A 22,244-nucleotide genomic window follows, 5' to 3' on the forward strand; every position below is an offset into this window, starting at 1 on the left:
CCCGCCGCCCGCCGCCCGCCGCGGGGGCGCGACCCGGGCCGGCCGGCGCGTCCGACCGGCCCGGGCGGGCATGATGGGGACATGTCCGCCACAGACGACGCCAACACCGTGAAGCATCTCGCCATCGCGCTCATCGACGCCTACGTGCGCCGCGAGTCCGCGGACCTGGCCGCCGCGGTCGAGGGCATCACCGGCGCCGAGGCGGTGGCCGCCGCCACATCGGAGCTCAAGGTGTACGCCTCGTTCCTCACCCGCCGCGTCCAGGAGACCGGCATGGTGTGGAAACCCGCCGACTCGCGCGAGGCCGTGGCCCGCGCCGTCGCCGACCTGCTGGAGCCCGAGGTCGAGTTCGCCGTGATCAACGCCTGGGAGGCGTACTCGGTCGGCGAGGAGGAGGCCGCCGAGCGCTTCACCCGCGGCGACCCGCTGGTGTTCATGCACATGCTCGCCGCGTTCTCGGCCGCGGTCGGCAGGGCCGTGTACAGCCCGGCCGAACTGGTCTCCACCCTCCGCATCGCCTCGGGCATCTCCGAGTAGCGTCCCCGGGCACCGCGCCGCCTCCGGGGCGGTGCCCGCGGCACGGGATCACGGGGCCGCGCGGCCCGGTGGGCCGGGCCGCAGCCCCCGCGGCCACGCGTCCGCGCGGACCGCCCACACCCACGCGCTCCGCGCGACCTCCGCCCAGGTGGCGGCCGAGCGGTATCCCACGCGCTCCCCGCAGGACGGGCACGGCCCGAGGTCCGGCGCGGCCGCGGCGGGGAGGTGCCGCCGGCCGAGGTCGTGCGGGTCGAGGTAGAGGGCGTCCGCCTCGCCCTCGAACAGGAAGACCCGGCCGCAGCCCGGGCAGCCCGCAAACGCGAAATCCTCGTCACCGACGTTCGCGCCGCCCCGGCGCAGGATCTCATCCAGGTCGAGCGCGCTCTTCGGAACCTCTTGGGACACGCCGACGAGCGTAGCGCGGCCCCGCTCCACCGCCCTGGTCGCCGCTTATCACAGCGGGTTGCACCACCGTTCCGCCACGTCATGGCGCTCGGGTTCTGTTGTTTACTTCACAGCGGTCCGGATTTTGCGTAGGTTTCTTTCCAGTCCCCAGGGGCGTGCGGATACGGCCGCAACGGGGGTGCCCCGCGGCAACACGGACGGGAGATCGTCAATGGGCCGAAAGCATGTCCTGCCCGCTGTCGCGCTGGGGGTGGCCGTGACGCTCGCGGCCACCGCCTGCGGCACCGGTGGCCCCTCGGGCGCCGGCCAGACCCTCGACGTCTGGATCATGGAGGGCACCCACCCCGACGCGACCGCCTTCTTCGACGAGGTCGCCGCGGAGTTCGAGGCGACGACCGGTGCCCAGGTCAACGTCGAGTTCGTCCCCTGGGCCGACGCCCACGACAATTTCGTCACGGCGATCGCGGGCGGGACCGCGCCCGACGTCGCCGAGGTCGGCACCACCTGGACCCCGGAGTTCGCCGACGCCGGGGCGCTGGCCGACGTCACCGAGCGGGCCGGCGACACCAGCGACTACGTCCCGGGGCTGCTGGAGGCCGGTACCCTCGACGACCGGCTGTACGGCGTCCCCTGGTTCGCCGGTGTGCGCGCGGTGGTCTACCGCACCGACGTCTTCGAGGAGCTGGAGCTGGAGGAGCCCACCACCTGGGAGGAGCTGCGCGAGGTCGCCACCACCATCCAGGAGGAGCGCGAGGACATGGCCGGGTTCCCGGTCCCCGGCGGTGCGATGTTCTCCGCGCTCCCGTTCGTCTGGGGCGCCGGCGGCGACGTCGCCGTCCAGGCCGAGGACGGCACCTGGCAGGCCGAGATCGACAGCCCCGAGTCCCGGGAGGGCATCCGCTTCTTCACCGACCTCGCCCTGGAGGACGGCCTCTCCACCACCGGTGCCACCACCTGGCTGGAGACCGACATGCAGGACGCCTTCATCCGGGGCGACAGCGCCATGATGATCGCCGGCAGCTGGGCGCCCGCGGCCATCATGGAGACCGACCCGGAGCTGGAGGGCCGGGTCGGCGCCTTCCCCATCCCCGGCCGCGACGGCGGGTACAGCCCGTCGTTCCTGGGCGGCTCGCACCTGTCGGTCTTCAACGGCAGCGAGGACGAGGAACTCGCCTGGCAGTACGTGCAGCTGCTCACCGGCGACGAGTTCGCCCGGCGCTGGACGGAGGAGACCAGCTACTTCCCGGGACGCCAGTCCCAGCTCGCCCCCTTCACCGAGTCCGAGGACCCGCTGGTGAGCCCGTTCGCCATCCAGATGAGCGAGGCGGGCCACGGCGTGCCGGTCACCTCCGCCTGGGGCCAGGTCGAGGGCCAGCGGGTCGTCCAGACGATGGTCCAGGCGATCCTGTCCGGCGACGCGTCGGTGGAGGAGGCCACGGCCACCGCGGCCGAGTCCATCGAGGAAACCCTCAACGGGGGCGCCTGACCCGTGAGCGAACCCGTCCTCGTCCGCCCGGCCGCCGACCCCGCGTCGGCGGCCGGCCGCCCGCTCCCGCCCCCCCGCGCGCGGCGGCGCCGCCGGGTGCCGCTGCGCCCCTGGCTGCTGCTCGCGCCAGGGCTCGCGGTGATCGGCGTCCTGCTCCTCTACCCGCTGGGGCGGGTCGTGTGGCTGTCCTTCCAGGACTACGGCCTGCGCAACGTCGTCTCCGGCGAGCCCAACTACAACGGCCTCGACAACTACGTGGCCCTGCTCACCGACCCCTTCCTGTGGCGGGTCGTGCTGCCCAACACCATCGTGTTCGCCGTGGTGGCCGTGGGCGGGACGGTGGTGCTGGGGACCCTCGTCGCGCTGCTGCTGCGCTCGCTGGGGCCCTGGTGGCGGACGGTCGTCATCGGCTGCGTGCTGGTCGCCTGGGCCATGCCCGCCGTGACCGGCACCTACGTGTGGATCTGGATCTTCGACGTGGACCGCGGGCTGGTCCGCCAGCTCCTCCAAGCGGTCGGGCTCGTGGGGCCCGAGGGCTTCAACTGGTTCACCGAGCGGCTGTCCTTCTACGCGATCGTCACGCTCAACATCGTCCACCACGGCTTCCCGTTCGTGGCCGTGACCGTGCTCGCCGGGCTGCTGACCATCCCGCGCGAGCTCACCGAGGCGGCGATGCTGGACGGCGCGAACGCCTGGCAGCGGTTCTGGCGGGTCACCGTACCCACGATCCGCCCGGTCTTCGCCGTCGTCACCATCCTGTCGACCATCTGGGACTTCAAGGTGTTCGCGCAGGTCTACCTGATGCCGGGCGGCGGCGGGACCAACCCCGAGGTGTTCAACCTGGGCGTGTGGTCCTACGTGCGCTCCTTCGCGCAGCAGAGCTACGGCCTGGGCTCGGCCGTGGCGGTGCTGCTCACCCTCATGCTGCTCGTGATCACCATCGGCTACCTGCGGGCCGTGTTCCGCGACGAGGAGCTGCGATGACCACCCCGACGGCCGCCACGGCCACCGCGGTCGCGCCCGCCGGCGCCGGCCGGGCCCGGGCGCGGCGCTCACCGCGACGGACCGCCCGCCGCATCGGCAAGGGCGCGGCGGTCGCCGCGCTGCTCGTCTTCACGCTCTTCCCGGCCTACTTCATGCTGGCCAGCGCGTTCGCCCCGCGCGCCACCTCGGGCATCGACGTGCTGCTGCCGACCGAGTTCTCCCTCCGGCACTTCGAGTACGTGCTCACCCGGGCCGGGTTCCTCACCTACCTCGGCAACTCCGTGCTCGTCGCCCTCATCACGGTGGTGGGCAGCAGCCTGCTGGCGCTGCTCGCGGCGGTCGCGGTGGCCCGGTTCCGGTTCCGGCTGCGCACCACCGTGCTCATCCTCATCCTCGTGGTCCAGATGGTGCCGCTGGAGGCACTGGTCATCTCGCTGTTCCTGCTGGCGCGCGACCTGCAGATGCTCAACTCGCTGATCGGCCTCGGCGTGGTCTACATCGCCCTGTCGCTGCCGTTCGCGGTGTGGATGCTGCGCGGGTTCGTGGCCGCCGTGCCGGTGGAGGTCGAGGAGGCCGCCTACATCGACGGCGCCTCGTGGGGGCGGATGTTCTGGTCGGTGCTGTTCCCGCTGGTCGCGCCCGGCCTGGTGGCCACCGGCATCTTCTCCTTCATCACGGCGTGGAACGAGTTCATCCTCGCCCTGACCTTCATGAACGACAGCGACAAGTACACCGTGGCGGTGGGCCTCCGCCAGTTCTTCGGCCAGTACACCACCGACTGGGGGGCGGTCATGGCGGCGTCCACCATCATCACGCTGCCGGTGATGGCGTTCTTCCTGTTCGTCCAGCGCGGCCTGGTCTCGGGGCTGGTCGCCGGGGCGGTGAAGGGATGACGGCCGCCGATCCGCACCGCGATCCCGCGCTGCGGCGCATGGCGCACGCGGTCCTGATGCCGGGATTCCTGGGCACCCGGACGCCGGACTGGCTGGCCCGCGCGATCGACGCCGGACTGGGCGCGGTCTGCTGCTTCGCCCCCAACCTCGCCGCCGATCCCGCGGCGCTGACCCGGGAGCTGCACGGGCTGCGCGCCGACCTGCTGGTCACCAGCGACGAGGAGGGCGGGCGGGTCACCCGGCTGCACGCCGCCACCGGCTCGCCCTACCCCGGGCACGCCGAGCTGGGCGCGGCCGACGACCCGGAGCGCACCCGCGCGGTCGCCGAGGAGCTGGGCCGGGAACTGCGCGCCGTCGGCATCGACGCGGCGCTCGCCCCCGTGCTGGACGTCAACGTCGACCCGCGCAACCCGGTGATCGGGGACCGCTCCTTCGGCGCCGACGCCGGCCTCGTGGCCCGGCACGGGGCCGCCTTCGCGCGCGGACTGGCGGCGAGCGGGACGCTGGCCGCGGGCAAGCACTTCCCCGGGCACGGCGACACCGCCGTCGACTCCCACAAGGCGCTGCCGGTCGTCGACGTCGACCTGCCGACCCTGCGCGGGCGGGAGCTCGTGCCGTTCGCCGCCGCGATCGAGGCCGGCGTCCCCATGGTGATGGCCGGGCACATCGCGGTCCCCGCCCTGGACGAGGCGCCGGCCAGCCTGTCCGCACGCGGCTACGCGCTGCTGCGCACCGACCTCGGGTTCACCGGGACCGCCGTCACCGACGCCCTCGACATGCGCGCCGTCACCAGGTCCACGGGGGCGCCCACGGTCGTCGCCGGTGTGGCGCGGGGGGCGGTCGCCGCGCTGCGGGCCGGGGCCGACCTGCTCTGCCTGGGCAACCCGCACGACTCCGACACCGGGGACGAGGCGATCTTCCGCACGGCGCTGGACGGCCTGCTGGCCGCCGTGGCCGACGGGACCGTGCCGGCCGGGCGCCTGGCGGAGGCGGCCGAGCGGGTGGCGGGGCTGGCGGTGTCAGCGGTCCGCTGAGCCGGACGGCGGGCCCGGCCCCGGCCGCCGGCGGGCCGCCGTGCCGCGGCGGGCGCTTGACCGCGGCACCCCTGTCGTGGATCGTTGCAGCGACAGTGGGTTCCGCCAGGTCGTCCGGGCGGGCCGGGCCGGCGTCGGGGAGGACGCCCCCCGCTCAGCGCCGACCGCCCTGGCCATGGGGAGGGCGTGCGCGTGGAACTGGACGGTCACCCGATCGAACCCGACTACCCCTGGCCGCGGAGTCCCACCAACGTGCTCATCCGCTGCAACGTGTGCATGGGGCTGCGCTACTTCGCCGACCAGCACGCCGACCACCTCGACGACTACAGCCCCGGCCCGCACTGCAAGACCTGCGGCAAGCGCATCGAGTTCCGGTGCACCGGGTGCGACTCCCCGTGGCAGCCGCTGTCCTGACCGGCCGCCGCGCGGCTACTCCGCGCGGGTGAGGGTGGCGGAGCCGGGCATCGACGCCGACTCGCCGACCCCGATCTCCGATACCTGCCAGGCCTCGCCCGCGATGTCGAGGGTGTCGCCGAGGCGCAGCGTGTGCGAGGCGGCCTCGCCCTCTCCCTCGCGGACACTGATGACGACGGACGGCTCGTCGCCGTCCTCGTAGCCGGTGATCTGGAGCGAGGTGGTCCGCTCGTCCTCGGAGCCGAGGGAGAAGGCCGCCCCCTCGGTGAGCTGGATGCGGTCGTTGTTCTGCCCGAGGACCGGCGCCGGACTGCTCGTGGCCGCGGTGTCGCTCTCACCGTCACCGCCGCACGCCGCGGCGCCGAGGGCCAGCCCCAGACCGAGGGCGGCACCGGCGGCGACGCGGGCGAGTCGGCGGACACGAACGAAGACAGTCATCTTCCGAGATCTCCCAGTGCTTCAGACGCCGGCGTCGTGGGAGGCCGGCGGTGCGCCGCCGGTGCGGTCCCGCCGGGAGGCGGGACACGGATGGACACACGGCGACACGCGGCGGCCGGAGGCGGCCGCGCGCCGGTATTCTCCCACCGGCCGGGGCCCGCCGTGCGCCGCGTCCCCGGAGGAGCGGCCGCCGAACGCGTCGATGGACGTCCGGTGGGCGCGCTAACCTTGAGGCTCAGACACCCGGCCGGCGGCGACGGCGCTGACCAGGTCGGCGGCAAGCCCGTCCCAGGGTCCTCCCGACGGACGGCGCGCCGGTGAGTGTTCTTCGAGCGCGGCCGTGACCCCGGACGCGAGGAACGCGGCACGGCGGCCGGCCGGCCGCGACGTGCCCGAGCGTGAACCGTAGAGGATAGTTCCAGCGATGACAGCGGTAGGCGGAGACCAGGTCGCGGGCGACACGTACGACGCTCGCGCGCTCCAGGAGAAGTGGCAGGCCCGGTGGGCGAAGGAGAACCCCTTCGCGGCCAGCGAGGACCCGGCCGACGACCGCCCTCGCCGCTACGTGCTCGACATGTTCCCCTATCCGTCGGGTGACCTCCACATGGGCCACGCCGAGGCGTTCGCCATGGGCGACGTCGTGGCGCGCTACCGGTTCCAGCTCGGCGAGAACGTCCTGCACCCGATCGGCTGGGACTCCTTCGGCCTGCCCGCGGAGAACGCCGCCATCAAGCGCGACTCCCACCCCGCGGAGTGGACCTACGCCAACATCGAGACCCAGGCCGAGTCGTTCAAGCGCTACGGCATCGCGTTCGACTGGTCGCGCCGGCTGCACACCAGCGACCCGGAGTACTACCGCTGGAACCAGTGGCTCTTCCTGCGCTTCTACGAGCGCGGCCTGGCCTACCGCAAGGACGGCCTCGTCAACTGGTGCCCCAACGACCAGACCGTCCTGGCCAACGAGCAGGTGGTCCAGGGCCGCTGCGAGCGCTGCGGCACCGAGGTCGTGCGGCGCAGCCTCAACCAGTGGTACTTCCGGATCACCGAGTACGCCGACCGGCTGCTCGACGACATGGAGCGGCTCGAAGGCAAATGGCCCGAGCGCGTGCTGCTCATGCAGCGCAACTGGATCGGCCGGTCGCGGGGCGCCGACGTCCGGTTCCACATCGAGGGGCGCGACGAGCCCGTTACGGTGTTCACCACCCGGCCCGACACCCTGTTCGGTGCGACGTTCTTCGTCGTCGCGGCCGACGCCGCTCTCGCTGACGAGCTGTGCGCGCCGGAGCACCGCGCCGAGTTCGAGGCCTACCGCGCCGGTGTCGCGAAGCTGACCGACATCGAGCGCCAGTCGACCGAGCGCACCAAGACCGGCGTGTTCCTGGGCCGCCACGCCATCAACCCCGTGAACGGGGAGCGCATCCCGGTGTGGGCCGCCGACTACGTGCTGGCCGACTACGGCCACGGCGCCATCATGGCGGTTCCCGCCCACGACCAGCGCGACCTCGACTTCGCCAAGGCCTTCGACCTGCCGGTGCGCGTGGTCGTCGAGACCGGCGAGGAGGACCCCGACATCACGGGCGTCGCCACGGCCGGCGAGGGGCGGCTGGTCAACTCCGGCCCGCTGGACGGGCTGACCAAGACCGAAGCCATCCCGCGCATCATCGAGATCCTCGCCGAGCGCGGCACCGGCGACGCCGCCGTGAACTACCGGCTGCGCGACTGGCTGCTCTCGCGCCAGCGGTTCTGGGGCACGCCGATCCCGATCGTGCACTGCCCCGACTGCGGCGAGGTCCCCGTCCCCGACGACCAGCTGCCGGTGCGGCTGCCCGAGAACCTCCGGGGCGCCGACCTCGCCCCCAAGGGGGTCTCGCCGCTGGCCGCGGCGGCCGACTGGGTCAACACCGCCTGCCCGCGGTGCGGCGGTGCGGCCCTGCGCGACACCGACACGATGGACACCTTCGTCGACTCCTCCTGGTACTACCTGCGGTACTGCTCGCCGCACACCGACACCGCGCCGTTCGACGTGGAGCAGGTCCGGCGGTGGGGGCCGATCGACCAGTACGTGGGCGGGGTGGAGCACGCCATCCTGCACCTGCTGTACAGCCGGTTCTTCACCAAGGTGCTGTACGACATGGGCCTGGTGGACTTCACCGAGCCCTTCACCCGGCTGCTCAACCAGGGCCAGGTGATCAACCAGGGCAAGGCGATGTCGAAGTCGCTCGGCAACGGCGTGGACCTCGGCAAGGAGATCGACGAGTACGGCGTGGACGCCGTGCGGCTGACGGTGGTCTTCGCCGGACCGCCCGAGGAGGACATCGACTGGGCCGACGTGTCGCCGGCGGCCTCGCTGCGCTTCCTCAACCGCGCCTACCGGGTCATGGCGCAGGCCGGCGCCGCCTCGGAGCCGGGGACCGACCCCGCCGCGGGCGACCTCGCCCTGCGCAAGGCCACCCACCAGACCCTGGACAAGGTGACCGCAGCGGTCGAGGCGCAGCGCTTCAATGTCGCCATCGCCCGCGTCATGGAGCTGGTCACGGCGGCCCGGCGCGCCATCGACTCCGGGCCGGGCGCCGCCGATCCGGCGGTGCGCGAGGCCGCCGAGGTCATCGCGGTCACCCTGTCGCTGGTCGCGCCCTACGTCGCCGAGGAGGGCTGGGAGCGGCTCGGCCACACCGGCTCCGTCGCCGTCGGCAACTGGCGGACCCCCGACCCCGCGCTGCTCGTCCAGGAGTCGGTGACCTGCGTGGTCCAGGTGGCCAGCAAGGTCCGCGACAAGCTGCAGGTCCCGCCGGACATCTCGGCCGAGGAGCTGGAGCGCCTGGCACTGGCCTCGGAGAAGGTCCAGGGGTTCATCGGCGAGCGGACGGTCCGCAAGGTCGTCGTCCGCGAACCCAAGCTGGTCAACATCGTGGTGGCCTGACAACCGGGCGTGCGGGGACGGGACCGCAGGGGCCCGTCCCCGCTCCTGTCGCCGGGCTCGGGCCCGGGGGCGTGCGGCGGACGTACAGCGAGGGGTGCATGGTCCAGAGGAGCGGTGGACGGCGGTTCGGCGGGCGCGCACGGGCCGCGGCCGCGGCCGGCGGAGTCGTCGTGGTCTCGGCGGCGGCGATCACGGCCGGCGTCCTGTGGGGCGCGGGCGGCCCGGCGACGGCCGCGGGGCCGGACGACGCCTACGCCACCGCGCCCGGCTGCGACGCGGTCGGCGCCGACCTGCTCGCCTCCGTCGCCCCCTCGGCCGCCCTGGAGGCCGCCGAGCGCGGGCCGCTGGCCGACGCCAGCGGCAGCTCGTGCGTGTGGACGTCGCTCGGCGGCGCTGACGGTGCCTCCGCGCCGGACACGGCGCCGCGGTCGGTCCAGGTCGCCTTCCACGCGCACTTCACGGACAAGGCCGGTGAGGTCACCGGCGAGCAGGCCGCGGCCGCCCGGCTGGCCGAGCTCGCGCCGGTGAACGAGCTCAACGGTTCGGCTCCGGTGGCCGGACTCGGCCCCGACGCGCTGGTCTGGCACTCGCCGACCGACCCGGGCGCCGCCGAGCTGGCCTTCCGGCGCGGCAACCTGGTGGTGCGCGTCTGGTACGGCGGGGCCGACCTCACCTTCGACGACGCCCGGGCCGGTGCCGTGGCGGTCGCCGAGGGCGTGGCCGCCGCTGTCTGATCCCGCCCCCAGGCGCGGACCGGCGGGGCCCGGAGGCGTCACCGGTTCGTTACGCGGCTGCGGAACCGGGCGCGCCGCCGCGGCGTCCTATCGCCGTGCACCTGTGACGGGTCGTGACGGGACCGCCCGCCCCGCACTCGGCCGGATGCCCGCGGACGCCCGCCGCCACCCCCCGGAGGCCGCGCGGGCCACCCGCCGCCCGAGGCCACGGACACGCCTGTGACCTGTGCTACGGGTGCTCGCCCAGACGGTGTCAATCACGTAACCGACGTCCGTTTTGGGCGGAGATGAGGTTGGCGGACTAGTAGCGTAGCTCTGCTGGTCAGCGTGAAGTGCTTGGTGAGGAAAGGGGACTCGCTGATGGCCCAGCCACCTTACGGTGGTCCTCCTCCGGGGCCGCCCGGGGGACCGACCGGCCCGTCGGGGCCGTACGGCGGACCGCCGCCCGGTCAGCCGACCGGGCCCCAGGGACCCTACGGTCCGCAGCAACCCGGCCCCTATGGTCCTCCCGGCGCCTACGGTCCGCAGCCGGGCCCCGGAGTCCCGTACGGGGAGAACCCCTATGTGGGCCAGGCCGCGCCCAAGAGCAACCGCGGGTGCGCGGTGGGCGCCATCGTGGGCGCCGTGGTGCTGGTGGTGCTGCTCATCGCCGGCGGTATCGGCGCCTACGTCTGGATCAGCGGCAGCGGCGGCGACTACCAGGCCACGCCGGACTGCACCGTCGGCGAGAACTCCGCGCTGGAGTCCCTGCTCCCCGGATACGAGCAGCAGACCAACCAGGCCATCGACACCGGCGGCCAGGAGTGGTGGGACGGCTACCAGTGCTCCTGGATCACCTCCAGCGACGCCTCGGGCATGCCGGCCACCGCGTCGATGATCATCATGCGGAACCAGAACCGCCCCGGCACGACCGGCGCGGAGGAGACCGCCTCCGACCTCGCCAGCCAGTCCGAGGGGTTCACCACCACCCCGGTGCAGGGGCTCGGTGACGAGGCCGCCTCCTGGTACGACACCGAGTACGAGCTCGGCTGCGTCGGCGTGCGGACGTCGAACATCTTCGTCTCGACCTGCTACGACGCCGCGACCGACTACTCCTACTCGTCCTCCATCTCCGAGTCCGAGGCGGTCGCCGGCGCCGAGCAGCTGGCGCGCGCCGCGGTCGCCGGGATCGAGGCGACACGTTCCTGACCCGGTCCGCCGGGCGGCCGTGCCGCCCGGCCCCGGTGCGGACGCCACGGCGCCCCTCCCGTCGCGGGAGGGGCGCCGTCGTGCTGTCCGGGCGGCCCGCCGCCGGCGGGCCGCGGGCGGGTCACCAGACGGCGTCCAGGAAGTCCTCGACCGCCGGGGCGGCGTCCGGCGAGAAGGGGCGTTCGGCGTCCCGCGCTGGTGCGCCGGGGGAGTCGTCGTAGCGGCGGAACACGTGGTCGGCGTCGGCCAGGTCCACCCGTTCGGCGCCGGGGAGCCCGGTCATCAGCCGGTCGACCTCGGTGCGGGTGACCTGCGAGTCGGCGGTCCCCCACAGGACGAGTACGCGGGTGCTATCGGGGAGGGAGCGGCCGAGCTGGACCGGGTCCATGGCGTCGATCTCCCGGAGGAACGCCCGGTTGGCCGGAGCGAACAGGGGAGCGAGTTCGGGGGAGAGCGTCTCGGGCAGCGGATCCCCCGAGCGGATCCGGGCGATGGCGAAGCGGGTGTCGGACAGCAGCCGGTTGGCCGCGGCCGTGTCCAGTGCGCCGGCGCTTTCGCCGTCGCGGACCTGTTCGGTGACCTGCCGGTCGAGGAGGTCCAGGTAGCGGGCGCCCACCGGGGCGGCGAGGATCAGCGCGGCCGGAGGCGGCCCGGGGACGACCTGCGGGGCCCGCAGAGCGAACAGGCTGCCCTCGCTGTGGCCGAGCACGGCCACCCGCTCGGGGTCCACCTCCGGCTGCGCCAGGAGTTCGGCGTAGGCCGCGGCCATCTGGTCCTCGAAGAGGGCGTAGTCGATGTCGGCGGTGCCGTCACGGGAGCCGAGCCCGGTGTCGCCCGAGCCGAGCTTGTCGTAGCGCAGCGAGGCGACGCCGGCCCCGGCGAGCACCCGCGCGAAGTTGGCGTTGGTGTCGGCCTCCGGCCGGGTGGGGCTGTTGCCGTCGCGGTCGGTGGGGCCGCTCCCCGAGATGATGAGCGCGGCGGGTATCCGGCCCTGCGCGCCGTCGGGCAGGGCGAAGGTGCCGTGCACGGTGTCGCCGGCGTCCTCGAACACGACGGCGCGCTCCACCGGGGTGGCGCCGGGTGACGGGGAGGCGGCCGGTGGCTCGGGCGGGGCCGGGGCGCCGCACGCCGCGGCCAGCAGCAGGGCGCTGGCGGCCAGGAGGGCGGTCGCACCGCGTGCGGCGGCGCGGAGGCTCGGAACGGGCGGGGGGAACGGAGGGGACGGAAAGGACACCCTCCCACCGTAAGGGGCCCGCTGATGGCGGGCCGTCCCGCTCCGCGGCCCCCGGGCCGACGTTCATGGCGGCGCGGCAGGGTAACCATTCGGCGCCGATCACGTCGCGTGACGATGACGGAGCCCGCGATCCCGGTGCGGATCACGGGCCCCGCGTCAAACCGAGGTGAAGTCGTTACACTCGGCGCAGCACCGCGACGACCTTGCCGAGGATGGTGGCCTCGTCGCCCCTGATGGGCTCGTACTCGGGGTTGCGGGGCATCAGCCAGACGTGGTCCCCGTCGCGCCGGAACGCCTTCACTGTGGCCTCGTCGCCGAGCAGCGCCGCGACGATGTCGCCGTTGTTGGCGTCGGGCTGCTGGCGGACGACCACCAGGTCACCGTCGGTGATGGCGGCCTCGATCATCGAGTCGCCCACGACCGTGAGCATGAACAGCCGCCCCTCGCCCACGAGCTGCTTGGGCAGGGTGAGGACGTCCTCGACGGCCTCCTCCGCGAGGATGGGCCCGCCGGCGGCGATCCGGCCGATCACCGGGACGTCGGTAGCGCGGCCCGGCGCGGCGGAGTGATCTTCGTCGAGTTCGTCCCAGGAGCGCACCGGAGGTTGTCCCGGAATGCGAATTTCCACCGCCCGTGGGCGATTCTGGTCGCGGTGGAGATAGCCCTTGCGTTGCAACACCTTCAATTGGTGCGCGACACTGGAGGGGCTAGACAGCCCCACCGCATCACCGATCTCTCGGATGGACGGTGGGTAGCCGCGTTGCCGCACGTAACGGTGGATGACGTTGAGGACGCTCTGCTGGCGGGCCGTGAGTTTCGGAGCCGAGTCCGACGGTGCCGCAGGCTCCTGCGCGGCTCTGGTCCGGGTGGACGAGGATCGGAGCGCGGTGACGGCCTTCCCGCTGGCGTGAGGTTCCTGCGCTCCGTGGTTTTCCTCCGGCACGGCCGGCCTCCTCGGCGGTCGGTGTTCTCGGTGTGGGTTGTCGGCGGCTGGCGTCGGCGGCGCGTAACGAGGGAGTCTCGAAGCGATGTCGCATCGACGACAGTGTCGGCATACCGCAGTGAAACATGTCCAACATTAGTGCCCGGACAAGGCAATATCAAACAAACGTTCGAGATGGTGCTGAAAAAATCGCCGAGATGCGGTAATAGTCGAACGTCAGTTCTGATCGAACGGGCGTTCGAAGGTGAGGGCCATGTCTGAACCCGCCATGCCGCTCTCCGTGGACCGGCGGGCACCTGGCTCGCGACCCGGGGCCGGGTCGGGAGCCAGGTGCCAGGACCGGCCGGCGTCGGTGCCAGAATCGATCGCCACTGCGGATCCGCCGCCCCGTTCCGAGGTTGACGACTGGTCCGTTGAGATCCCCGAATGGCGAGGAGAAGACGTGAGTATTGAGAGCAGCGGCGGTGCTGCCGTCGTGGTCCCCCAGGCTCTCGCTGGACTTCCCGACCTCCATTCCTGCGTCCCCGCGCAGCGCGGCCCCCGCCTCACCCGGCGCGGGCGGCTGGTCGTCCTCTCGGCCCTCGGTCTGGTCGCCACGTCCGGATTCTCGCTCCTGGTGCTGACAACCGTGGCGCTGGGCGCCTCCACCGCCGGCGCCTCCGACTCCCTGATGCTGCCCTCGGCGCCCAGCACCGTGGTCGTCCACGACGGCGACACCCTCTGGGAGATCGCCGAGCGGACCCGTCCCGACGACGACCCGCGTCGCACCGTGCTGGAGATCGTCGAACTCAACCAGCTCTCCGACCTCGCGCTGGAGCCCGGTCAGGAGCTCGTGCTGCCCGACTCCTGACCCGGTCGTCCGCGGCGCGGACCGGCGGGCGTGCCGCGAGCGGCGCGCCGTCCCCGGTCCGCGCCGTCGTGTCTGGCACCCTGTGGTCGGTCCGGGATGGCGCCGGGTGTCCCCCGGGGAGTGGCGTTGCGCACCCTCGCGCGCGTGAGCGGGGCCCGTCCTCATCCGTTCTGCCCGGATCACCGGTGATTTCGCCGCCGCGCCGCCCGCTGCCGCGCCGTCGCGCCACGGGGAGGCGACTTGCGTGTGGCGGGGCACGGTCGTAGGTTGACCACAACATCTAGTGCCTGCTGCGGAACAAGCCGCCTAGAAATTGTGCTTTAGTAGGTACCGGATCATTTCGGGGCGTCGTCCCGGACAGATGTGGAACACCAACGTCGGCACGGACGCCGCCCCGCTCGCGCGGCGCGCCCGTGCGGGTGCGGGAGGCATCGGCGATGCGGATGTGGGGGGAGGCGTGCCGGCATGCACTGTCCGTTCTGCCGCCATCCTGACACCCGGGTGATCGACAGCCGGTCGACCGACGACGGCGCGGCGATCCGCCGCCGCCGGTCCTGTCCGGCCTGCGGCCGCCGCTTCACCACCCAGGAGACCGTGCTGCTCATGGTGGCCAAGCGGTCCGGGGTCACCGAGCCGTTCTCCCGGGGCAAGATCATCGCCGGGGTGCGGCGCGCCTGCCAGGGGCGGCCGGTCACCGAAGACGCACTCGCGAAGCTCGGCCAGCAGGTCGAGGAGGAGATCCGCGGCCGCGGCCTCGCCGAGGTCCCGGCCCACGAGATCGGGCTCGCGATCCTCGGCCCGCTCCGGGAGCTCGACGAGGTGACCTACCTCCACTTCGCGTCGGTGTACCGCGGCTTCGAGTCCCTGACGGACTTCGAGAACGAGATCGCGATGCTGCGCGCGGACCGGGCCAGAGCCGGCGGGGCCGAGTAGGCCGAGCGCACACGGCCCCGCCCCGCGTACGTGCCGCACCGGAGCACCGGGCGACCGCGCCGGGCGATGCGCCAATCGGGTATGGGCGAGATATCAGGGGGAGTGGAAATGACGGAGACCACCAGCGGCTCAGCGACACGCAAGGGCAGGGGGCAGCCGCAGCGGAAGGGACTCAGGATCCGGCGTATCTTCACCTCGCCCGGCACCCACCCCTACGACGAGGTCGAGTGGGAGCGCCGAGACGTCGTCATGACCAACTGGCGCGACGGGTCGGTCAACTTCGAGCAGCGCGGCGTCGAGTTCCCGGCCGCCTGGTCGATGAACGCCACGCAGATCGTGGCCAGCAAGTACTTCCGTGGCGCCCTCGGCACCCCCGAGCGCGAGTGGAGCCTCAAGCAGCTCGTGGACCGCGTGGCCGGCATGTACACCGCCACGGGACGCGAGAACGGCTACTTCGCCGGCGACGAGGACGCCGAGATCTTCGACCACGAGCTGAAGTACGCCCTCGTGCACCAGCTCTTCAGCTTCAACTCCCCGGTGTGGTTCAACGTCGGCACCGCCTCCAAGCAGCAGGTGTCCGCCTGCTTCATCCTGTCCGTGGACGACACCATGGAGTCGATCCTCGACTGGTACAAGGAGGAGGGGATCATCTTCAAGGGCGGCTCGGGCGCGGGGGTGAACCTCTCCCGCCTGCGCTCCAGCAAGGAGCTGCTGTCCTCGGGCGGCACCGCCTCGGGGCCGGTGTCCTTCATGCGCGGCGCCGACGCCTCCGCCGGCACCATCAAGTCCGGCGGCGCCACCCGCCGCGCGGCCAAGATGGTGGTCCTCGACGTCGACCACCCCGACATCGAGGAGTTCATCGAGACCAAGGCACGCGAGGAGCACAAGATCCGGGCGCTGCGCGACGCCGGGTTCGACGTCGACCTGGGCGGCTCCGACATCGTCAGCGTGCAGTACCAGAACGCCAACAACTCGGTCCGGGTCTCCGACACCTTCATGCGCGCGGTGGAGACCGGCTCGGAGTTCGGGCTCACCTCCCGCACCACCGGCGAGGTCATCGCCACGGTCGACGCCAAGAAGCTGTTCCATTCCATGGCCCGCGCCGCGTGGGAGTGCGCCGACCCGGGGCTGCAGTACGACGACACCATCAACGACTGGCACACCACCCCCGAGAGCGGCCGGATCACGGCGAGCAACCCCTGCTCGGAGTACGTGCACCTGGACAACTCCTCGTGCAACCTGGCGTCGATCAACCTGCTGAAGTTCCTGCGGGACGACGACACCTTCGACATCGAGAACTTCGTCCGGCTCACCGAGCTGATCATCACGGCGATGGACATCTCCATCACCTTCGCCGACTTCCCGACCGAGAAGATCGGCGAGACCAGCCGCGCCTTCCGCCAGCTGGGGATCGGCTACGCCAACCTCGGTGCGCTGCTGATGGCCACCGGCCACGCCTACGACTCCGACGGCGGCCGGGCGCTCGCGGCGGCCATCACCTCCCTCATGACCGGCACCGCCTACAAGCGCAGCGCCGAGCTGGCCGGAGTCGTGGGCGCCTACGACGGCTACGCCAAGAACGCCGACGCCCACAAGCGCGTCATGCGCAAGCACGCCGCCGCCAACGACGACCTCCGCACGGTCGGCGCGATGGACCGCGAGATCGCGACCGCCGCCACCCGCGCGTGGGAGGACTGCCTGAAGACCGGCGAGCGCAACGGCTGGCGCAACGCCCAGGCCAGCCTGCTCGCCCCCACCGGCACCATCGGCTTCATGATGGACTGCGACACCACCGGCATCGAGCCGGACTTCTCGCTGGTCAAGTACAAGAAGCTGGTCGGCGGCGGCTCCATGCAGATCGTCAACCAGGCGATCCCGCGGGCGCTGAAGAACCTCGGCTACCAGCAGGAGCAGATCGAGGCCATCGTCGAGTACATCTCGGAGAACGGCCACGTCGTGGACGCTCCGGGCCTGCGGCAGGAGCACTACGAGGTGTTCGACTGCGCCATGGGCAAGCGCTACATCAAGCCCATGGGCCACGTCGAGATGATGGCGGCCGTGCAGCCGTTCCTCTCGGGCGCGATCTCCAAGACGGTGAACGTCCCCGAGGAGGCGACCGTCGAGGACTTCGAGCACATCTACTTCCAGGGCTGGAAGCTCGGCCTGAAGGCCCTCGCCGTCTACCGCGACAACTGCAAGGTCGGCCAGCCGCTCTCCACGGCCAAGAGCGAGGAGAAGGCCGAGCCGGAGCCCGCGGTGGTCGAGGTCAACCGCCCGGTGCGGCGCCGGCTGCCCAAGAAGCGGCCGAGCCAGACCGTCTCCTTCACGGTGGGCGGCGCCGAGGGCTACATCACCGCCGGGTCCTACCCCGACGACGGCCTCGGCGAGGTCTTCATGAAGCTCGGCAAGCAGGGCTCGACCCTCGCCGGCGTCATGGACGCGTTCTCGATCGCCATCTCCATCGCCCTGCAGTACGGCGTCCCGCTGGAGACCTACGTCGAGAAGTTCACGAACATGCGGTTCGACCCGGCCGGCATGACCGACGACCCGGACATCCGCATGGCCCAGTCGGTGGTCGACTACATCTTCCGCCGCCTGGCGCTGGACTACCTCCCCTACGAGGAGCGCGCCGCCCTGGGCGTCCTCTCGGCGGAGGAGCGCGCGGCCCAGCTCGCCGGCGAGGACCCCGCGCAGGTCGCCGCCCAGGTGGAGTCCTACGCCCAGTCCGCCCCGGTCAGCGCGGAGGACGCCGAGTCCGAGCGCCCGTCCCGCGAGACCCGGACGGCGCACACCACGACGGAGCTGCTGGAGCTGAAGCAGGGCTTCACCGCCGATGCCCCGCTCTGCGTCACCTGCGGCACCAAGATGCGGCCGTCGGGCAGCTGCTACGTGTGCGAGGGCTGCGGATCCACGAGCGGGTGCAGCTAGCGGCCGAGCTCGCCGATGTGAGGCGATCGCCGTAACAGATCAACCGCGGGGGACCGGCCGGAGCCGGTCCCCCGCAGTCGGTTCCCTGCAACGTACGTCGCGTACGCGACGTACGTGCATTGCTATAGTTGCTGGCCGGGAGGTGGTCCGCCATGGCCGCTGTTCACTTTGATAGTTACTCCGAGGCTAGATCCCACCTGAAGGATCTCCTGGACGCGGCGGAGCGAGGCCGTGTCGCCACTATGCGCAGGGAGGCCGCTACAGCGGCAGTCGTTGACGCGGCGCGGTTGCGGCACTATCTGGCGACTGTGACTCCGGCACGCGCGCAGGTCGTACCCGAGGCTGACGGCTGGTCGGTCTTCATCGACGGACTGCCGGTCGCCGCCGACGGAGCGACCTTCGAGGAAGCCGTCGTCGAGATGGTCGATGCGCTGCGCGAATACGCGGAGGACTGGCAGGACCACCTGCTCGACGCGGTGGACCACCGGGAGAACTGGGGGCTTGTCCAGTTGATCACTCTCAGTGATGACCAGCAGCTACGGGCCTGGCTACTGGGAGAAGGAGGATGATCTGGCCGCAGCCGACGCGCCGCGATCACGAGCGGTTCTGCCAGGTCGAGGGATGGACTCTCGTGCGCAACGCCCGCGGACGCACGGGCACTCACCACATCACATACGAGCTCGTGCTGACTGACGGGCGGGTACTGCGGACGCGAGTCTCCCATCCGGTCGACCGGACGCGCTACGGCCGCGGCATCTGGCAGCACATTCTCCGTGACCAGCTCGATGTTGACGAGGCGGTCTTCTGGGCCTGTGTCCGTGACGAGGTCCTACCCGATCGAGGACGCCCGGCCGTGCCGCGGGACGCCCTCCCCGCTGATCTGGTGCATCTGCTGATCACCCAGGTGGGGCTGTCCGAGGCCGAGGTGGCGAAGCTGGGCAAGGAGGAGGCGATCGCACGGCTCACGCGCTACTGGACCGAAGGGTGACACGGGTGACGCGCCGCCGTCGGTAATGGATGGTTATGTTCTCGCCACCTGCCGGACCGTAACCCTGTGGGACGATGCCAGGACTTCTGAGCAGGCACGCCGGAACCGACCCGCGGCTGCCCGCGTCGGAGTCATCGTCTTCCTCGTCCCAAGGAGTAGGTGCCCATGTCCTTCGCGCAGTCCGTGCGTGGGGCCGCCGGAGCGATCGCCCAGGGCGGCGATCCTCGGGAGGCGGTGTCCAACGCGATCAGCCAGACGACGGAGGGGTTCGGACTCGACCCGGGTGATTTCCTCGCCGCCCGTGAGCAGGGCGCCTCGGTGGGCACCCGGATCGAGCAGCAGACGACCTCGCTCAACAACGCCGGCGAGGTGCTGAACCGCAGCAAGGTCGAGGTCGGCGCCGGCGGCCCGGTGCACGTCATCTCGCCCATGGTGATCCCGCGCGGCCGGACCCTGGCCGCCATGCTGCCGGTGATCCTGCTGGCCATCGCCGGCGTCGTCGGCGCCGTGCTCACCGCCCCGGTCCCCAACGCCGCCCTCCTCCTCTTCGGCCCGCACTTCTGGCTCATCATCGCCGCCGTCGCGGCCTTCATGTGGTGGCGCCAGGGGATGGTCATGGTGCCGGACGGCTGCCAGGCGCTGATCACGAAGTTCGGCAAGCTGGAGCAGATCGTCGGCCCCGGCCGGGTCACGCTCCTGAACCCCTGGAAGCGGGTCTCCTACATCGTCAACACCACCCGGGAGTACCCCTTCAACGCGCCGATCCGCGAGGCGCCCACCAAGAGCGGCGTCAAGGCGTCGGTCGACCTCTTCCTGCAGTTCCGGATCGAGAACCCCGAGGAGTTCATCTTCGTCCTCGGCGCGGTCCAGGGCTTCCAGGACAAGCTGAACAACGCGATCAGCGAGACCACCCGCAGCCTCATCTACGACCAGCAGGCCTCGGACATCTACGACCTGGTCGGTGAGAACACCGCCCGGCTGCTCGACCAGCTCAACCAGCAGTTCCTCCCGGCCGTGCGGCTGACCAACGCCAACATCACGCACGCCGAGCCGTCCAGCCAGGAGTACCGGATGGACCTCGCCGCGCCGGAGATGGTGCGGGTCGCCAAGGAGGCCTACACCTACGAGTACGAGCTGCAGCTGCGCAAGGAGCAGAACGAGGGCGACCTCAACAAGGAGCTCGCCTCGCTGAACGAGACCCTCTCGGCGATCCAGGCCGACATCGCGCAGTACCAGGCGCAGATGGACACCGCCCTGGAGCGCGAGACCAACCGGGCCCGGGCGCTCGCCCGGCAGCGGTTCGTCGAGGCCGAGAGCACCGCGAACGCCAACGCGGCGCTGCTCCAGGCGCAGGCGCTGGACATCCGCGCCGTGAGCGCCGCCGAGGCGCCGGAGATCCTCAACTACCGCTTCCAGCAGGACCTGCTGGACAAGCTGGAGTCCGTGGCCGAGAGCCTGCCGCAGATGGTGCAGATCGGCGACGGCAGCACCGCCAGCGTCGACTTCCTCCAGGTGGCGCGGCAGATCATCGGGGGTGCCGACGAGGAGCTGTTCTCCGAGGCGGACATGGCCGCCATCCGCACCCGGCTGGCCGACATCTCCGAGCGCATCGCCGCGCGCGAGGCCGAGATCTCCGAACTGCTGGCGGCGGAGCGGTCCACCGTCGAGGCCCCCGACCCCGAGCGGGTGCCCGACGTGCCCGGCGCGGACCGGGTGGAGGAGATCCGCCAGTCGGTCTCCGACGACGTCATCGGCGAGCGGTTGGGCGGCATCGCCGGCACCGCGCGGGAGCAGGAGGGTCAGTAGATGGCGAACTCAGGCGCGAACGCGCGCGGCTCCTCCAGCATCAAGGAGTCGCTCGCCTCATGGGGCGACATCGCGCGCCTGCTGCGCGGCGGGGACCAGGGCCAGCTCGTCCCGGTCGTGATCCCCCGCGACGGCCGCGGGCTGCGGTGGCTGGTGCTCGTCTGGATCGGGCTGTGGCTGCTCGGTGTCTCCCTGATCGGGGCAGCCAACGCCCTGGCCGGCGGCCTGGTCGTCGGCACGCTGGTGCTCTCCCTCCTCAGCCTGCTGCTCGCCGGGCTGTGGTGGTGGCGCTCCTCGATCGTGGAGATCGAGCAGGGCACCACCGGCGTGCTCACGAAGTTCGGCGCGGTGGTCGGTGTCCTGGACCCGGGCCGGCACTACCTGTGGCACCCGTGGGCCCGGGTGGACTTCGTCGTGGACACCTCCACCGAGATCCCGTACACGGCGCCGGTCCAGGCGTGCCCCACCCGGGAGAACGTCCCGCTCAAGTCCATCGAGTTCTTCCTGAAGTTCCGGATCATCGACGCGGTCGCCTTCGTGCGCACCATCGGGGCCAGCAACTTCGACCTCGTGCTGTCCAACGCCGTGCAGGACGCCATCCGGCAGCGCAGCCGCCAGGTGCGGACCGAGGGCGCCTACGACCTGCGCGGCTCCGACGTCGCGGACATGCAGGACCTGCTGAACCGCCAGCTCAGCCGGTACGGCGTGCGGATCATGGGGTGCAACATCCCCGACGTCCAGCTGCCCAACCAGTACCAGCAGCACCTCGCCACCCGCGAGCGGGTCGCCAAGGAGCTGGTGGCCTACGAGCAGGAGTGGGAGCTCACGCGCAAGCGGCGGATCGACACGCTGCTCATGGACATCGAGCGCTCCAAGAAGACGCGCGACGCCAAGATCGTCGAGGTCAACGCGGCCCTGAACAAGGCCCGCAAGGACGTCGCCCAGATGCTGGAGGAGCAGGAGACCGAGGCCCAGCGGGTGCGGTACGAGATCGAGACGCGCGGCCGGGCGGACCTCGTCGCCGCGCAGAACGAGGCCAAGGCGCAGCAGCGCCTCGCCACCTCCTACCGGGACAACCGCGCCGTGCTGCAGTACGAGCTGGCCCGGCGGCGGCTCGACGTGGGCGCCCGGCTGGCGGAGAACGCGCCGCAGCCGGTCGTGGTGCGGACCGAGGGCGGGGTGGGCGACTCCTCCGCGCTGTCCACGCTGCTGCTCGCCCAGCTGCTGCCCGACCTGGGCGAGCGGCGGTCCGCCCGCCCGGCGGCCGCCCGCGGCCAGGCCGCGGTGGAGGCGTCCGACGTGTTCCGCCACGCCCAGGGCGCGGTCGCCGCGGCGGCCGAACGCCAGCAGGACCTCCAGCAGCAGTACCAGCAGGAGCAGGAGGAGGCCATGCGCCAGCAGTTCGAGAACGGCGAGGGGTACGGCCGGCGGTCCAAGCGGCGCTGACCCGGGTCCGCGGACACGACGAGGGGGCGCTCCCGGCGGGGGCGCCCCCTCGTCGTGCCCGGGCGGCCGGGCGACGGAGCGCC

20 protein-coding genes are annotated in these 22,244 nt (G+C 72.1%); 16 read left to right on the plus strand and 4 right to left on the minus strand.

Annotated features, from left to right (window positions below; translation table 11 throughout):
- Positions 1-81 precede the first annotated feature (81 nt).
- The gene (locus DEF28_RS02425; RefSeq protein ID WP_114400191.1) at positions 82-537 is read left to right on the plus strand and encodes a hypothetical protein; all 456 of its coding nucleotides are present in this window, start codon (positions 82-84) and stop codon (positions 535-537) included.
- Between the two features lie 48 nt (positions 538-585).
- Here the strand turns inward: DEF28_RS02425 and DEF28_RS02430 are convergent, their stop codons facing one another.
- A complete protein-coding gene (locus DEF28_RS02430) occupies positions 586-942 on the minus strand; it encodes a hypothetical protein (protein WP_114400190.1) in 357 nt (118 codons plus the stop codon).
- 211 nt (positions 943-1,153) lie between these two features.
- Here DEF28_RS02430 and DEF28_RS02435 point away from each other — a divergent pair, with 211 nt between their 5' ends.
- The 5 genes from DEF28_RS02435 (at position 1,154) to DEF28_RS02455 (ending at position 5,753) form a co-directional block, all read left to right on the plus strand.
- On the plus strand, positions 1,154-2,428 hold the full coding sequence (locus DEF28_RS02435; protein WP_114400189.1) for a sugar ABC transporter substrate-binding protein: 1,275 nt from the start codon (positions 1,154-1,156) through the stop codon (positions 2,426-2,428).
- 3 nt (positions 2,429-2,431) lie between these two features.
- A complete protein-coding gene (locus DEF28_RS02440) occupies positions 2,432-3,412 on the plus strand; it encodes a carbohydrate ABC transporter permease (protein WP_114400188.1) in 981 nt (326 codons plus the stop codon).
- The gene (locus DEF28_RS02445) at positions 3,409-4,305 is read left to right on the plus strand and encodes a carbohydrate ABC transporter permease (RefSeq protein WP_114400187.1); all 897 of its coding nucleotides are present in this window, start codon (positions 3,409-3,411) and stop codon (positions 4,303-4,305) included. Before DEF28_RS02440 ends, DEF28_RS02445 begins: the two co-directional genes overlap by 4 nt.
- Positions 4,302-5,339 (plus strand): glycoside hydrolase family 3 N-terminal domain-containing protein, encoded by a 1,038-nt coding sequence (locus DEF28_RS02450; protein WP_114400186.1) that lies wholly within the window; start codon positions 4,302-4,304, stop codon positions 5,337-5,339. The genes DEF28_RS02445 and DEF28_RS02450 overlap by 4 nt, the downstream gene beginning before the upstream one ends.
- A 192-nt stretch (positions 5,340-5,531) precedes the next feature.
- Positions 5,532-5,753, plus strand: coding sequence for a hypothetical protein (locus tag DEF28_RS02455; protein WP_233515050.1), 222 nt, complete (start codon positions 5,532-5,534; stop codon positions 5,751-5,753).
- A gap of 15 nt (positions 5,754-5,768) precedes the next feature.
- Here DEF28_RS02455 and DEF28_RS02460 read toward each other — a convergent pair whose 3' ends face one another.
- On the minus strand, positions 5,769-6,191 hold the full coding sequence (locus DEF28_RS02460; protein WP_114400184.1) for a DUF6406 domain-containing protein: 423 nt from the start codon (positions 6,189-6,191) through the stop codon (positions 5,769-5,771).
- Between the two features lie 424 nt (positions 6,192-6,615).
- Here DEF28_RS02460 and leuS point away from each other — a divergent pair, with 424 nt between their 5' ends.
- The 3 genes from leuS (at position 6,616) to DEF28_RS02475 (ending at position 11,033) form a co-directional block, all read left to right on the plus strand.
- The gene (gene leuS / locus DEF28_RS02465) at positions 6,616-9,111 is read left to right on the plus strand and encodes a leucine--tRNA ligase (protein ID WP_114400183.1); all 2,496 of its coding nucleotides are present in this window, start codon (positions 6,616-6,618) and stop codon (positions 9,109-9,111) included.
- A 98-nt stretch (positions 9,112-9,209) separates the two neighbouring features.
- A complete protein-coding gene (locus DEF28_RS02470; protein WP_181874429.1) occupies positions 9,210-9,845 on the plus strand; it encodes a hypothetical protein in 636 nt (211 codons plus the stop codon).
- Between the two features lie 564 nt (positions 9,846-10,409).
- The gene (locus DEF28_RS02475; RefSeq protein WP_158562745.1) at positions 10,410-11,033 is read left to right on the plus strand and encodes a hypothetical protein; all 624 of its coding nucleotides are present in this window, start codon (positions 10,410-10,412) and stop codon (positions 11,031-11,033) included.
- Between the two features lie 121 nt (positions 11,034-11,154).
- Here the strand turns inward: DEF28_RS02475 and DEF28_RS02480 are convergent, their stop codons facing one another.
- A complete protein-coding gene (locus DEF28_RS02480) occupies positions 11,155-12,267 on the minus strand; it encodes an alpha/beta hydrolase family protein (RefSeq protein WP_114446099.1) in 1,113 nt (370 codons plus the stop codon).
- A 175-nt stretch (positions 12,268-12,442) separates the two neighbouring features.
- Positions 12,443-13,210 carry a transcriptional repressor LexA gene (gene lexA / locus DEF28_RS02485; RefSeq protein WP_114396952.1) on the minus strand — a complete coding sequence of 256 codons (768 nt, stop codon included), beginning with the start codon at positions 13,208-13,210 and terminating at the stop codon, positions 12,443-12,445.
- Between the two features lie 442 nt (positions 13,211-13,652).
- Between lexA and DEF28_RS02490 the strand changes: the two genes are divergently transcribed.
- The 7 genes from DEF28_RS02490 (at position 13,653) to DEF28_RS02520 (ending at position 22,161) form a co-directional block, all read left to right on the plus strand.
- Entirely contained in the window at positions 13,653-14,060 is a 408-nt protein-coding gene (locus tag DEF28_RS02490; protein WP_233515051.1) for a LysM peptidoglycan-binding domain-containing protein, read from the plus strand.
- Positions 14,061-14,525: 465 nt separating this feature from the next.
- Positions 14,526-14,993, plus strand: coding sequence for a transcriptional regulator NrdR (nrdR, locus tag DEF28_RS02495; RefSeq protein WP_114396953.1), 468 nt, complete (start codon positions 14,526-14,528; stop codon positions 14,991-14,993).
- A 108-nt stretch (positions 14,994-15,101) separates the two neighbouring features.
- Positions 15,102-17,921: a vitamin B12-dependent ribonucleotide reductase gene (locus DEF28_RS02500; RefSeq protein ID WP_114396954.1), complete on the plus strand. Its 2,820-nt coding sequence runs from the start codon at positions 15,102-15,104 to the stop codon at positions 17,919-17,921.
- Between the two features lie 152 nt (positions 17,922-18,073).
- Positions 18,074-18,490 (plus strand): type II toxin-antitoxin system HicB family antitoxin, encoded by a 417-nt coding sequence (locus tag DEF28_RS02505; protein WP_114396955.1) that lies wholly within the window; start codon positions 18,074-18,076, stop codon positions 18,488-18,490.
- A complete protein-coding gene (locus tag DEF28_RS28270) occupies positions 18,487-18,909 on the plus strand; it encodes a cytotoxic translational repressor of toxin-antitoxin stability system (protein WP_114396956.1) in 423 nt (140 codons plus the stop codon). Before DEF28_RS02505 ends, DEF28_RS28270 begins: the two co-directional genes overlap by 4 nt.
- Positions 18,910-19,074: 165 nt before the next feature.
- Entirely contained in the window at positions 19,075-20,715 is a 1,641-nt protein-coding gene (locus tag DEF28_RS02515; RefSeq protein ID WP_114396957.1) for an SPFH domain-containing protein, read from the plus strand.
- Positions 20,716-22,161, plus strand: a complete 1,446-nt coding sequence (locus DEF28_RS02520; RefSeq protein WP_114396958.1) for an SPFH domain-containing protein — start codon at positions 20,716-20,718, stop codon at positions 22,159-22,161.
- Positions 22,162-22,244 lie beyond the last annotated feature (83 nt).

Source organism: Marinitenerispora sediminis (assembly GCF_003336425.1).
GTDB classification, from domain to species: Bacteria; Actinomycetota; Actinomycetes; order Streptosporangiales; family Streptosporangiaceae; genus Marinitenerispora; species Marinitenerispora sediminis.

Bases quoted from the DNA above. Each gene is read 5' to 3' on its own strand.
- DEF28_RS02500 (WP_114396954.1), top strand. From the start codon at position 15,102: ATGACGGAGACCACCAGCGGCTCAGCGACACGCAAGGGCAGGGGGCAG.
- DEF28_RS02505 (WP_114396955.1), top strand. From the start codon at position 18,074: ATGGCCGCTGTTCACTTTGATAGTTACTCCGAGGCTAGATCCCACCTG.
- DEF28_RS02520 (WP_114396958.1), top strand. From the start codon at position 20,716: ATGGCGAACTCAGGCGCGAACGCGCGCGGCTCCTCCAGCATCAAGGAG.
- DEF28_RS02445 (WP_114400187.1), top strand. From the start codon at position 3,409: ATGACCACCCCGACGGCCGCCACGGCCACCGCGGTCGCGCCCGCCGGC.
- DEF28_RS02450 (WP_114400186.1), top strand. From the start codon at position 4,302: ATGACGGCCGCCGATCCGCACCGCGATCCCGCGCTGCGGCGCATGGCG.
- DEF28_RS02460 (WP_114400184.1), bottom strand. From the start codon at position 6,191: ATGACTGTCTTCGTTCGTGTCCGCCGACTCGCCCGCGTCGCCGCCGGT.
- DEF28_RS02435 (WP_114400189.1), top strand. From the start codon at position 1,154: ATGGGCCGAAAGCATGTCCTGCCCGCTGTCGCGCTGGGGGTGGCCGTG.
- DEF28_RS02425 (WP_114400191.1), top strand. From the start codon at position 82: ATGTCCGCCACAGACGACGCCAACACCGTGAAGCATCTCGCCATCGCG.
- nrdR (WP_114396953.1), top strand. From the start codon at position 14,526: ATGCACTGTCCGTTCTGCCGCCATCCTGACACCCGGGTGATCGACAGC.
- leuS (WP_114400183.1), top strand. From the start codon at position 6,616: ATGACAGCGGTAGGCGGAGACCAGGTCGCGGGCGACACGTACGACGCT.
- DEF28_RS28270 (WP_114396956.1), top strand. From the start codon at position 18,487: ATGATCTGGCCGCAGCCGACGCGCCGCGATCACGAGCGGTTCTGCCAG.
- DEF28_RS02515 (WP_114396957.1), top strand. From the start codon at position 19,075: ATGTCCTTCGCGCAGTCCGTGCGTGGGGCCGCCGGAGCGATCGCCCAG.
- DEF28_RS02470 (WP_181874429.1), top strand. From the start codon at position 9,210: ATGGTCCAGAGGAGCGGTGGACGGCGGTTCGGCGGGCGCGCACGGGCC.